The organism is Acinetobacter sp. Ac8 (assembly GCF_055392545.1).
In genome coordinates this window covers 894,468-908,912 of the sequence record NZ_AP043689.1, presented here as the reverse complement: position 1 = coordinate 908,912, position 14,445 = coordinate 894,468, and the positions used below count along the sequence as shown (strand labels likewise).

The following is a 14,445-nucleotide window of genomic DNA, read 5'->3' as shown; positions in this document are numbered from 1 at the left end:
TTATAATTAGTATCTTACACCAATAAAATCAATACAACTTAAGCAAAATATTATATTTCAGACTGAAATAATATTTGTAATATTTCAGACCAATTTGAACTATTTATCATTTGGCATTGCCATTTTTCATGAAATTTATGACAAATTGATGAAAAAACAAACATGCTGTTAAGTTTATTTTTATATATGTTCCAATAAATTCCGTTTACCGAATCTATGCAAGTTTAACGCCAACAATTTTCCTTTCACTAAAGTACTCTGCCTCATCAATAAATCATCTTGAATTGCATATGTTAGACAAATAATGTGCAAAGAATAAAGAGATCATCCAAGTAATGTTTTACACACTTTTTAAAGGTTTGCTCTAATAGATCAAGCAATCGTTTACTTTTCAATTTGTAATGTGCATAAAAAACTCAGCGTTCTGTAAACACTGAGTTTTTTGTTGAAGATCATCCTGAAAATTGATCTTGAATATAAAGTTAATACTTATGTTTAATTAAAATTATTTCCACTGATATCCCATAGACACTGCACCACCAATATTGCTACGGCTGTCAGCAGAAGCACCCATTTTCCAAACGATCTTATTGCTGTCAGTAATGGCGCTCACCCCGATTGCCACAGCAGTTTCACCTCGGTAACCCGAAACACCCGCACTAACCATACTCATACCCGCTTCAGTGGGTTGTGGTAAGTTACCTACCGCCATCGCACCTGCGATACCTGCATAAGTATCGTTACGCAAGTCATCCATGTTTTTATTGGTGTCATAGAAAGCTTGTTCCAGATTACTTACCCGAGTATCTATAGCGCCCAAGGCATCCCCTACATTATGGAAGGTTCCCCCTGCGACATTGTAGGTGGGTGCACCAATCGAACCATCTTTGTTCAGTGTTGAGCCGCCACCTAAATGTTGCGCCACACTGCTATTGGTTTGGTGTAATTGTGAACCGTTAATGGCATCCGTAGAGGTTGAGGTAATTTCACCATTTGCTAAACCGCTAACTTTATTTGTTGTCCCATCAATCGTGACTTTACCCACATTGACCTTATTCGCTGTAACTTGCTGTGCTGTGACTTGATTCGCAGTAACGGAATTTAACTGAATATCCTCTGCTAAAGCCACTTGATAGTTATTTGAACCATCTGCATTGGTGCTACTGTTTACAACAGTGTTCTTACCTGCAGACACGCTGGTTTTAGCACCAGCAACCTGTCCATGTATTGAAGCAATTGCATCATGCACATTGTCTTTACCTGTATTTCCAATATTACTGGTTTTGATCGTTCCATCTGGATTAACTTTTGCATTTCCGCCCAATGCATTTGCGACACTTTCAGCGGTGTCATGTAATTGACTACCATTAATGGCCTGATCAGAATCGGCACTCACCTTACCGTCAGCCAAACCACTGATGGTATTGTTTTGTGAATCAGCCTTAATATTACCCACCGTGACCGAATCAAAACTGACATCATCTTTGGTTGCAACTTGATAATCGGTTGAGCCATCTGCCTTAGTGGTTTTCGTTACTTCAGTATTTTTACCTGCACTTACAGTTTCTGTAGAACCTTTAGCTTCATTGGATTTAGATATTGCAGCCTTTAATTGTGCAACATTGACCGCGTCTGTATCTGCCGTACCTGCTGCTACACCAGTAATTTGACGAGTGATCCCCCTTGAGACATCTCCCACGGAAAATGCTGCTGCACTACTTCGCCATGTACTACCAGTATTGCTAGAACCAAACCCTGTCAATGGATCAAAGCCAGCGATACCCGCCGCAGTATTAGCAACTGAGCCTTTACCAAGAGCAATACTACCTTCCAGCTCGGCACGCGTATCCGTTCCAATCGCAACTGCATCTTTACTCTTGGCTGATGAATTAAGACCAAGCGCAGTAGCACCATCTCCTTTTGCACTCGCACCAACACCTAGCGCTACAGCAAGCGCTCCACTTGCACCATCATTATTATAATTACCTGCTTTGGTACCAGTATCATTGATACTCACATAATGAGTCGTATCCCCTGCACCAGCATAAAGTTTTTCAACCGCTTGGTTTGTGGCATGTAACTGTGAACCATTAATAGCATCTGTACTGCTTGCACTAATTTCACCTGCAGCTACATTGATGATTTGACGTTCACCACCGACTTTACCGACACTGACAACACCATTAGCTGCAGAACCCACACCAGCAAAGGCATAATCCTCGCCATTAATGCTGACTTTATCTACTACAGTTGCTACACGATCTGTGGATGCGTTACCTAAGACCACACTGTTGGCTTGGGTCGTTGTGACATTATTGCCAAGGACTTGAGTATTATCTTGAGCAACGTTATTACTCGCACCAATCGCTGTAGAGTTTTTACCAGTTACAGTATTCAAAAAGCCCACTGCGGTAGAAAAATCGGCTTTTGCAGATGCACCATCTCCAATAGCAACTGACGATTCACCACCCGCTAAAGCACGGCCTGCAGCTAAAGCATTTTTTCCAGTTGCACCATCATTATTGTAGTTATTACCTTGAGTACCGCCATCATTAACACTGAAATAATGAGTAGAAGCCGCAGCCTGAGCTGCTTTAAGTTGTGATAGGTTTACTGCATCAGTATCTTGGCTTGCCGCTGCAACATTGGTAATACGGCGTTCTTTTCCAACCGTTCCCACTGACACTTCACCACCTGCTGCATTGGCTGCGACAATCGTTCTACCTAACGGTACATAAGCAACTTCACTGTTTACATCACGAATCGCCTCGCTATTTGCACCCAAAGCAACACTGTTGCTAACCGTAGCCTTAGCTCCACTGCTTAGACTGGTTGTATCATCTACATTGCTTAGCCCCTGACCCGCTGCTCGACCCAAAGCGACATTACGGTTGCCTGTAACGTTTTCACCAGCCGAATCACCGAGGGCAATATTACTGTCACCCTTAACGTTTATACCAGCAGAATAACCTTCAGCGGTATTCTTATTACCTACAACTTCCTGACCTGCATAAGGACCCACTGCACTATTCATATCCCCCTTAGAATATAGACCTGTCATATAACCTAAATAATTGTTGTAACTACCTTTGCTACCGCCTGTTGCATACCCCACTGAAGTATTATAGCTTCCTGTAATATCCGTGCCTGATAATAACCCCATAGCTGTGTTTCCTTCACCAATGACATTAATACCTGACTTCACCCCAAAAGCTGAATTGTTACGCCCTTTGACATTACTACCTGCTTCTTGGCCAGTCGCAGTATTTGCGGTACCAATCACGTTGATACCCGACATTTTACCCAAAGCAGTGTTACCACTTCCTTCCACATTACCACCAGCCGAGTCACCCACAGCAAGGTTACTATCACCAACAACGTTTACACCCGCATTCATCCCTAATCCAGTGTTGTTATTTCCCGTGACATCACGACCTGCATCATCACCTAAAGCTGTATTTTTTTGACCTTTGGTATTTTTTCCACTGTTCGATCCAACACTGGTATTCCAGCCCCCATCATTGTTGATACCTGCATTTAGACCAATGGCAATCGCGTTCTCACCAGTTGCACTCGCACCTACACCAACTGCTACAGCATTTTTACCTGTTGCCCCATCATTTTTGTAATTATTGCCTTGGGTACCACCATCGTTGATACTGACATAATGGGTCGTATCGCCAGCACCTGCATTAAGTTTTTCAACTGCTTGGTTTGTCGCATACAATTGTGAACCGTTAATAGCATCTGTACTGCTTGCACTAATTTCACCTGCAGCAACATTGATAATTTGACGTTCACCACCCACTTTACCCACACTGACGACGCCATTTGCTGCAGAACCAGCACCTGCAAAGGCATAATCCTCGCCATTAATCGTCACTTTATCTATAGTAGTCGCAGCACGGTCAGTCGATTCATTCCCCAAGACAATGCTGTTGGCTTGAGTTGTTGTGACATTGTTACCGAGGACTTGAGTATTCTCTTGAGCAACCGTGTTTTTATTGCCTAATACAGTTGTATTCTTGGCATTATTCAGTGTATTTTCGTTCCCAAGAACACTATTTTTCTCACCACCAGTAACCGTATTACCAAAACCCGCAGTCAAAGACTTCATACTGTCTGTAATTTTATTAAATGCACCAACAGCTGAACTATATTCACTTGCACTTGAAATCTCGTTGGCGACACCCATACCTAAAGCACGACGACCTTGGATTGTATTATTGGCACCTAAAACTGTAGCTCGCTCTCCTTCTGCGATATTCCAAACACCAAATGCAGAAGACCATTGACCTTTAGTTTTATTTTCCGCACCGACTGCAATAGAACGATACCCCTCTGCATTGTTATAACTACCTACTGCAACACCAGAAAAATCTTTTACTGTGTTGTTAGCGCCTAAAGCTATAGCCTCATTGCCTGTAACATTGTTATTGTGCCCAATTGCAGTACTAGAACTTGCGCTATTACTTAGCGAATTATTGTTACCAATCGCAATACTATTTGCAGCATCGCTGGTGACATTACCAATGGCAATCGCATTCTCACCAACCGCCTTAGCGCCAATGCCCACAGCTAAAGCATTTTTACCCGTCGCACCATCATTGTTGTAATTGTTAGCTTGAGTACCCTCATCATTAACACTAAAATAATGAGTTTCTGTGGCTGACTGAACCGCTTTCAGTTGCGCTACATTTACAGCATCAGTATCTGTTGTCCCAGCAGCGACATTTGTGATTTGACGTGTATTACCCACACTACCTACGCTGACTGCACCCAATGTAGATTGAGTTGCATTTATTGCATCTTTTTGTGACTGATTTGCACTGGTCGGCACATAACCTGCTACACCAGCTCCAGTATTTGCTACTGAATTTGCTCCAAGAGCAATGCCATTATCAACTTCAGCCACACTTCCTGCGCCTACTGCTGTAGAACCTTGAGCACTGGCTTTGGCTCTGGATCCCATAGCCGTGGCATAAGCTTTACCAATCGTATCCGGGTCAGTACCTGCTGAAGGTTGACTAAAAGAATCTGTACCTGCGAGTGCACTATAACCATAGGCTGTACTTTCCTGACCGACTGCCAATGCACCATTACCCATTGCTGTGGCTAATTTATTGGCATAAGTACCTTGCCCCAAAGTTGTACCGTCAGTATAGGCAATTGCTCGATTACCGAGTGCCATACTATTAAAAGCTGTAGCTACAGTATCAAAACCTAATGCTATACTTTGGTAACCTGCTTGCGCATTATTACCAATCGCAACACCTTGTAAACCCGTCACATCGGCATTATTTCCAATTGCTACACCTGAAGCTCCAATACTGCTTGAATCAGGTCCAATGACGACTGATCCACTCGCAACAGCTCCATCATTATTATAATTACCGCTTTGCGTACCACCATCATTGACACTCACATAATTGTCAGCCGCTGCGGTCATACCTGACATAGTCAATGCTGAAACTACCACTAACGCACCGGCAACAGTTGTTTTAACAGAAGATCGTTTACCGCGTGTCTTGGATACCTCAGAAATCGCACACCAAGTGCCTAAAGATTCATTCCAAACAATTTTATAGACCTTATTCATAGATTTATCTCACATTTATAATAAATTATGTGATTAAGTTAACATTTAAATTTGAAGTTTCAACATTTTTTTGCGCTTGTGCAAAAAAATCATGTATTACCCTAAATGCATGATTTTTTAGAATGAATTATTTGAATTTTTTTAAATTGTCTAGATCAAAAATCTGTCATCAGGAAGTATGTCAAGATTGGTACCTTGAAAGTCTACATTCTGATAACATATCGGCTATTTTTAAAATCCGATTTTATTGAGAGTTTTAATGTCCACGCTTACCACGTTAAAAGAGCTTCTTGCCAAACGCATCCTAATTATTGATGGTGCAATGGGAACTATGATCCAACGCCATAAACTGGAAGAAGCTGATTACCGTGGTGAGCGCTTTGCTGACTGGGCATCTGATTTAAAAGGCAACAATGACCTTTTGGTGTTAACTCAGCCACAAATTATTCAAGGCATCCATGAAGCTTACCTAGATGCTGGTGCTGACATTATTGAAACCAATAGCTTTAACGGCACACGGGTTTCAATGTCTGACTATCACATGGAAGATTTAGTCCATGAGATTAACTTTGAAGCTGCCCGTCTTGCCAAAGCTGCTTGTGAAAAATACTCAACCCCTGACAAACCACGTTTTGTCGCTGGGGTATTGGGGCCAACATCACGTACCTGCTCTATCTCACCAAATGTGAATGATCCAGCATTTCGTAACATTACCTTTGATGAACTCAAAGAAAATTATATTGAAGCCACGCATGCTTTAATTGAAGGTGGCGCAGACATCCTTCTCATTGAAACGGTGTTTGATACCTTAAACTGTAAAGCAGCAATTTTTGCGGTAAAAGAAGTCTTTAAACAGCTTGGCCGTGAATTACCGCTGATGATTTCAGGCACAATTACTGATGCTTCTGGTCGTACCTTAACAGGACAAACTGCTGAAGCATTCTGGAACTCTGTGCGTCACGGCGATTTATTGTCGATTGGGTTTAACTGTGCCTTGGGTGCAGATGCCATGCGCCCACATGTCAAAACGGTATCAGATGTTGCCGATGTTTTTGTTTCAGCGCATCCAAACGCTGGCTTACCGAACGCATTTGGTGGCTATGATGAAACACCAGAAGAAACAGCAGCTTTCTTAAAAGAATTTGCTGAAAGTGGTTTGATCAATATCACTGGTGGCTGTTGTGGTACTACGCCTGACCATATTCGTGCTATTTATAATGCGGTTAAAGACATCCCACCACGCAAAATCCCTGACATCAAGCCTGCATGTCGCCTCAGTGGTTTAGAGCCATTTAATATTTATGACGACTCATTGTTCGTCAATGTCGGTGAACGTACCAATGTCACGGGTTCTAAAAAATTCCTCCGTTTAATCCGGGAAGAAAACTTTGCCGAAGCACTTGATGTTGCATTACAACAAGTGGTTTCAGGCGCACAAATCATTGACATCAATATGGATGAAGGAATGCTCGATTCGCAAAATGCGATGGTACATTTCTTAAATCTGGTTGCATCTGAGCCTGAAATTTCTAAAGTGCCAATCATGATTGACTCCTCTAAATGGGAAATCATAGAAGCAGGGCTAAAATGTGTACAAGGTAAACCTGTTGTTAACTCGATTTCCTTAAAAGAAGGTTATGACGAGTTTGTCCATAAAGCACGTTTATGCCGTCAATATGGTGCAGCTGTCATTGTGATGGCATTTGATGAAACTGGTCAGGCAGATACTGCCGCACGTAAACGTGAAATCTGTAAGCGTTCTTATGATGTGCTCGTGAATGAAATCGGTTTTCCTGCGGAAGATATTATTTTTGACCCGAACGTTTTTGCTGTCGCAACAGGGATTGAAGAACACAATAACTATGCTGTAGACTTTATTGAAGCAACAGGTTGGATTAAACAAAACTTACCACATGCCATGATTTCTGGTGGTGTGTCGAACGTATCGTTCTCTTTCCGTGGCAATGAACCTGTCCGTGAAGCCATTCACTCTGTATTCCTTTACTATGCCATCAAACAAGGCATGACCATGGGCATTGTCAATGCAGGTCAAATGGCCATCTATGATGATATTCCTAAAGAGCTGAAAGCCGCTGTTGAAGATGTCATTCTCAATCAGAATCAAGGTGACAGCGGTCAAGATGCAACTGAAAAATTGCTTGAAGTTGCTGAACAGTACCGTGGTCAAAGTGCTGCCCAAAAACAAGTTGAAAACCTTGAATGGCGTAATGAACCTGTTGAAAAGCGTCTTGAATATGCACTGGTCAAAGGGATTACCAGCTTTATCGATGAAGATACTGAAGAAGCCCGCTTAAAGTCCAAACGTCCACTTGATGTGATTGAAGGTCCATTGATGGATGGTATGAATGTGGTTGGTGACTTATTTGGTTCAGGCAAAATGTTCTTACCTCAAGTGGTCAAATCTGCACGCGTGATGAAACAAGCCGTAGCATGGTTAAACCCGTACATTGAAGCTGAAAAAACAGGCAGCCAATCCAAGGGTAAAGTGTTGATGGCGACTGTAAAAGGCGATGTACACGATATTGGTAAAAACATTGTCGGTGTTGTACTGGGGTGTAATGGTTATGACATTGTTGACCTTGGTGTCATGGTGTCTTGCGAGAAAATTTTACAAACTGCGATTGATGAAAAAGTCGATATTATCGGCTTATCAGGTTTGATTACCCCATCGCTTGATGAAATGGTGTTTGTTGCAAAAGAAATGCAACGCAAGGGCTTTAAAATCCCACTGTTGATTGGTGGCGCAACCACATCGAAAGCACATACTGCAGTAAAAATTGATCCGCAATACTCAAATGATGCAGTGATCTATGTTGCCGATGCTTCTCGTGCGGTGGGTGTTGCAACCACCCTACTGTCTCCTGAAATGAAACCTAAATTTGTCGATGAACATCGTGCTGAATACGAAAAAGTACGTGAACGTATTGCCAATAAGCAACCGAAAGCAGCTAAATTGTCGTATACAGAATCCATTGAAAATGGTCTAAAAATTGACTTTGCCGCCAATCCACCAGTAAAACCTAACTTTATTGGTTTGCAAACCTTGACCCATTATCCTCTTGATACGTTAGTAGAATATTTTGACTGGACACCATTCTTTATTTCTTGGAGTTTGGCGGGTAAATTCCCGAAAATTTTACAAGATGAGATTGTCGGTGAAGCTGCAACTGATTTATATAATCAGGCTCAGGCGATGTTAAAAGACATTATTGACAATAAACGTTTCGATGCGCGTGCCGTTTTTGGGATTTATCCTGCAAACCGTTCAGCTCCTGACTCTGTTGAAGTCTTTAATGAAGATGGTCAATCTGTAACCCATACCTTCCATCATATTCGTCAGCAATCAGATAAAGTCACAGGTAAACCGAATTTGTCTTTGGCTGATTTTGTTGCAACCAAAGCACAAGCCGAAGACTACTTGGGCGGTTTTACCGTTTCAATTTTTGGTGCGGAAGAAATGGCGCATGAGTATAAAGCCAAAGGGGATGATTACTCGGCCATTCTTGCTCAGTCATTGGGTGATCGTTTTGCTGAAGCGTTTGCAGAACACTTGCATGAACGTATTCGTAAAGAGTTCTGGGGGTATCAGGCAGATGAACAACTCTCTAATGAAGAATTAATTAAGGAGAAGTATGTCGGTATTCGTCCTGCACCAGGCTATCCAGCTTGTCCTGAGCATTCTGAAAAGGCCTCTTTGTTTGATTGGTTAGGCACCACGGATAAGATTGGTACGCAATTGACCAGCAGTTTTGCAATGTGGCCACCATCAAGTGTTAGTGGTTTCTACTATGCCAACCCACAGTCTGAATATTTTAACGTGGGTAAAATTGCGTTGGATCAGCTAGAAGATTATGCAAAGCGTAAGAATTGGACTTTGGATGAAGCCAAACGTTGGTTAGCACCAAATTTGGATGATTCGATTGCTTAGATTTATTTAAATCTCCCCTAACCCCTCTTTTCAAAGAGGGGAACTGCGCGTCTCGATTGAATTACGTGAAAGCTCGTCCCTGAACAAGTTTTAAAGTATTGCTTTAAAACGAAGTGCAAGAAGGGAGGGATAGCTCGAATCGACGACCATCTTCCAATTCACGGCAGGTCCCCCTTTATCAAAGGGGGATTTAGGGGGATTCTAAATGCTGACTCGCCACATCAAAAACCTTCGAAATCACACTATCAATTTCCAGCAAAATTTGCCCATTATCAAATCTTAAGATAACTAAACCTTGCTGAGCCAAAGCATCATCCCTTACCCTATCAGCCTCTAAACCCTCATCTGTATAATGCTGCCCACCATCGCATTCAATCACCAAATTTATAGCAGGACAGTAAAAATCGACGATGTAATTTAAAACCGGTTTCTGACGATAAAACTGTAAACCTAAAATTTGCTTACGCCGTAACTTTGACCAAAGCAACAATTCTGCATCCGTCATATTATTCCTAAGATCACGAGACAGTTGTTTTAAGTTTTTGTTATAGGGTTGCATTGCTGTTCTTCTTTTTAAATTTATTTAATCTTTTCCAATTGCCCGTTCTTGCACTTCGTTTTCAGCAAGCAATTTTGCGAATCCAATACTATCTAAAATTTGCAACATTCACCTCTTAAAAAAGAGGGAAACTGCGATTGTAGCAGCGCAAAGGAATATTTTTATATTAAAAAACCAATTCCCCTCATACAAAATCCCTTCAATTAAAGGGATTTATCTAAAAACTACGATCCAATAATCCAAAAATAAAATGACCTAAATCTATACGCCTATTACTTTCTAAAATTAGATAACAAATTATTGGTAATCGACTTATTGTTTTCAACAATTCTGGTCTTTTTGGCTTTTGCTGATTGATCTTCAACACGCTCAATTTTGGTTGCTTTTAACTTGCCGTTATTTTCAACAACGATAAATTTAACTCTTTCATTTCGCTTTGGCTCACCCTCTGCAAGCGGAAAATCCGAAATATGAAAGAAAATATCTTGCTCAAGTCCACCAATAAAGCCAAAGCCTCTATCGGCATCGTATTGTTTAATTTTTCCTTGCTGGAATTCAGGCTTCATACATATTACTCATCGCGGTACACAATCGCTGTATTATACCCTGATCTTGATCAATAGATAAAATAGCAAAAAATAGCCTTGCCTCATCCTAATTACAGCGATAAAAAAGCCCACTTTTCAGCAGGCTTCTATACAACTTAAATTCTAATGTGCATGCCCTGCGCCGACATTCCCTTTCGGTTTTGGACATAACCAAATAATCAATCCTGCAAAAATAAAGATCATCGCAAAGATCAAAAACACATGATTAACCGAAAGCGTTAAAGCCTCTTTATCCACCAAGTTGGAAATGGTACCCAACGCCATTTCAGGACTAAAACCACTGTTGACCAAATTACGCTGAGTTTCCTCAACATGCATGGTCGACACGATTTCACTGCGTGCCAGCTTGGTATGATCATCCCAAATGGTCACCGCAATAGATGCACCAATTGCCCCTGCCATGGTTCGCATAAAGTTCATCAAACCCGCAGCAGAAGCCACTTCATCTGGACGTACCACACCTAAAGCAATATTAGACAGTGGGATAAAGAAGAACGGTACCGCAAAACCTTGAATAATCTGTGGTAACGCCAGCGCCATAAAGTCAGCATCACTGGTCCAAAATGAACGCATTAATGTGACGCCACCCAAAATCATCAGCCCAAAACTGGACAAGGCTCTTGGGTCATATTTAGTCGCAAGTTTGGCAACCACAGGCGACATCATCAAGCTACCAAAGCCCATTGTCGCAGTCAGATAACCTGCCCAAGATGCGGTATAACCCAAGTTAATCTGTAACCATTGTGGAATAAGTACAATACTGCCAAAGAATGCTGCAAAGGCAAAAGCCAATGAGATTGTTGCGATGGTAAAACCACGGTATCGGAAAATTTGTATATTGACGATGGGATGTTTTTCATAATATTCCCAGATGAAAAAGGCAATAAATCCAACCACCAAAATCACAGCCAAAATACAAATAAAGCTGTTATTAAACCAATCCCGCTCATGCCCCAAATCGAGCATTAACTGTAGTGCGCCAATCCAAACGATCAGCAGCGTTAAACCAATGGTATCAATCGGGAGTTTAGCAATTGGTGTTTCAGCAACTTTTAATAGACGCATCACCCCAACAGCACAAATCACACCCACTGGAATATTAATAAAGAAAATCCAATGCCATGACCAATTATCACTGATCGTACCGCCTAAAATAGGGCCTAGAATCGGACCAACAACCGTCGTCATTGCCCACATCCCCATTGCTTGAGAATGCTTTTCGGGTGGGAAAATACGCATCAACAAAGTTTGACTAAGTGGCATGATTGGACCACCAAATAAACCCTGTCCGATACGGCAGATCACTAACATCGCCAAGCTATTGGATAAGCCACAAAGAATTGAAAATGTGGTAAAGCCAATCAGACTGATGGTAAATACCCGAACAGCGCCAAAGCGTCCTGCAAGCCAACCGGTTAAAGGTACACAGATGGCTTCAGCAACGGCATAGGAGGTGATCACCCAAGTCCCTTGAGAACTTGATACTGCTAAACTTCCGGTAATATGGGGCACAGAAACATTGGCAATGGTCATATCTAGTACGACCATAAAATTGGCAAGTGCTAAAAAGAAGGCGGCAAGAAGTAAGCGCCCACCTTTAAGCTCACTTTGAAACGTTGCTGTATTCATAAGTGATTACTTCGCTGAAGAGGTATCAACCTCAGCATTCATGGATAAACCCACACGTAATGGATGCTCAGCCAACTCTTTAGGATCGAGTTTGATACGTACAGGAAGACGTTGAACCACTTTAATCCAGTTACCTGTCGCATTTTGTGCAGGAATCAACGCAAATGCTGAACCTGTACCACCTGAAAAGCCGATCACCGTACCGTGATACTCTACTTTCTTGCCATAGAGGTCTGAAGTGAGGGTTGCCTTCTGACCAACTTTCACATTTTGCAACTGACTTTCTTTAAAGTTTGCATCCACATAAAGTTCAGCCAAAGGCACCACTTTCATCAAACTTGTCCCTGGTGCAATACGCTGCCCCACTTGAATACTACGACGGGCAATCACACCATCTAACGGTGCTTTAATTTCTGTACGTTGTAAATCTAAAAGTGCTTGATCAAGTTTAGCTTGAGCCACCAATACATCAGGGGTTGAACTTTGTGAGGTCCCCCGAATTAAAGCTTCATTGGCATCTAAATTACTTTGTGCAGCTTTACGTTTAGATTCTGTTTGCGCCAATGCTGCTTTTGCCACATCGACATTTGCTTTGGTATTGTTTAAAGCACTTTGTGCTTTGCTAAATTCTTCTTTAGAGATTGCACCTGTCGCGCTTAACTGCTGACGGCGAGCAAATTCTTGCTGTGCTTGTTGATATGCCACATCGGCTTGCGCCACTTGTGCTTTGGCACTGTTAATATCATCTGCACTGACTAAAATCTGTGAAGACAATGAACTGCTATTTGCCGAGCTTTGTGTATATTGACGCTTGGCTTTGGTCAATGCCGCTTCAGCTTCTGCAACAGCGATTTTTGCATCACGATTATCAATAATCGCAAGTACATCGCCTTTTTTCACTTGTTGAGTATCACTGACCAAAACCTCAGCAACTTGTCCGCTGACCATCGAAGTGATTTCAGCAGTTTCAGCACCGACATAGGCATTGTCCGTTTCAACAATATTGCCAAAAATAAAAGCCCAAATTGCATATAGAATTGCAGCTACAACAACAATAATGGCAAAAATCTTCAGCATTTTTTTACGTTTTTGTTTGGCTTCCAAATCCGCTTGCGCTTGATTTTCATCATTTGGAGAGGCATTCGTCGTTTGCGCGTCAGTCATCGCATGTTCCTAGCTTACTTGGACTTGTCAAAACATCTTTGCATTTTGGAGATATAAACTGAAAAACTGCTTAATCATATCTATATGACGTTGCTTGATGGTTGAATAAGTCAACTTCTTAAAATTGTGGTGCCCAATTTTACAGGTAAAAATCATATTATGAGAATAAAAATATTACTCTATAGTTTATCTTTATAAAAGAGGTCAATCTTATTGATATTCATATTTTTTTGAAAAAAAATAAGCCAGCAAAATATATATTTTACTGGCTTATATTGACACAATGAATACAAAAGTGTACTGATTAGTACACTTAGTCAGCTTGATCAATAGGCATAAGAAGCAATGGCTGTCGCAATCGCCTTACCTTCATTGTTGAACATGGTCATACGCATGGTGCAACCTTTACGCCCCATTCTCAAGGTTTCAGCTTTGGCAATAAAGTATTCACCGCGCCCAGGTGCAAGATAATCCACACGCATATCAACTGTTGCTAAACGAGAAACTTTTTTTAACGTGTCTGGCAATTGGTCTGGTTCTGCACGTTTATACAGCTCCCCCATTGCCACTATTCCACCAATACTATCCAGCAATGTCGCGGCCACACCACCATGTAAAATTTGAAATGCGACATTGCCAATCAAATACGGTTTCATTTCGATATAGCCTTCAATCTCATCATTAACAACACGCATTTGCATATTGTTATGTGAAAAATAAGGCGAACCATTAAACGCTTTAGTGAGTTGGTTAAGCACCACATTTAGATCTGCTTTCGCACCTAAATGTAAATTACCAGTCCACTTTTTTTGCGATTCGCTAGGCGCAGAATCAGTTTTAGAAGAATCACTCATCATCATTTCGAAACCAATATTGAGAAAAATTTTCAGCTTTTTCCCAAAAAATATATGAAAGGGCTACAATATATGCCTAGTTT

General features: G+C 41.4%; 7 protein-coding genes. 1 reads left to right on the top strand and 6 read right to left on the bottom strand.

Going from position 1 to position 14,445, the window contains the following annotated elements:
- Positions 1-505 precede the first annotated feature (505 nt).
- Complete coding sequence (locus ACZ5QH_RS04275; protein ID WP_303577085.1) at positions 506-5,599, bottom strand: YadA-like family protein; 5,094 nt, start codon at positions 5,597-5,599, stop codon at positions 506-508.
- Between the two features lie 259 nt (positions 5,600-5,858).
- Between ACZ5QH_RS04275 and metH the strand changes: the two genes are divergently transcribed.
- The gene (gene metH, locus ACZ5QH_RS04270) at positions 5,859-9,548 is read left to right on the top strand and encodes a methionine synthase (protein ID WP_303577084.1); all 3,690 of its coding nucleotides are present in this window, start codon (positions 5,859-5,861) and stop codon (positions 9,546-9,548) included.
- Positions 9,549-9,738: 190 nt separating this feature from the next.
- Here metH and ACZ5QH_RS04265 read toward each other — a convergent pair whose 3' ends face one another.
- The 5 genes from ACZ5QH_RS04265 to ACZ5QH_RS04245 all read right to left on the bottom strand — a co-directional run bounded on the left by ACZ5QH_RS04265 (position 9,739) and on the right by ACZ5QH_RS04245 (position 14,368).
- A complete protein-coding gene (locus ACZ5QH_RS04265) occupies positions 9,739-10,107 on the bottom strand; it encodes an endonuclease domain-containing protein (protein ID WP_303577083.1) in 369 nt (122 codons plus the stop codon).
- Between the two features lie 272 nt (positions 10,108-10,379).
- Positions 10,380-10,673, bottom strand: a complete 294-nt coding sequence (locus ACZ5QH_RS04260; protein ID WP_004819352.1) for a cold-shock protein — start codon at positions 10,671-10,673, stop codon at positions 10,380-10,382.
- Positions 10,674-10,817: 144 nt separating this feature from the next.
- The gene (locus tag ACZ5QH_RS04255) at positions 10,818-12,344 is read right to left on the bottom strand and encodes a DHA2 family efflux MFS transporter permease subunit (protein ID WP_004819350.1); all 1,527 of its coding nucleotides are present in this window, start codon (positions 12,342-12,344) and stop codon (positions 10,818-10,820) included.
- A gap of 6 nt (positions 12,345-12,350) precedes the next feature.
- Positions 12,351-13,508, bottom strand: a complete 1,158-nt coding sequence (locus tag ACZ5QH_RS04250; RefSeq protein WP_303577082.1) for an HlyD family secretion protein — start codon at positions 13,506-13,508, stop codon at positions 12,351-12,353.
- A gap of 326 nt (positions 13,509-13,834) precedes the next feature.
- Positions 13,835-14,368 carry a thioesterase family protein gene (locus tag ACZ5QH_RS04245; protein WP_004722808.1) on the bottom strand — a complete coding sequence of 178 codons (534 nt, stop codon included), beginning with the start codon at positions 14,366-14,368 and terminating at the stop codon, positions 13,835-13,837.
- Between the last annotated feature and the right edge of the window lie 77 nt (positions 14,369-14,445).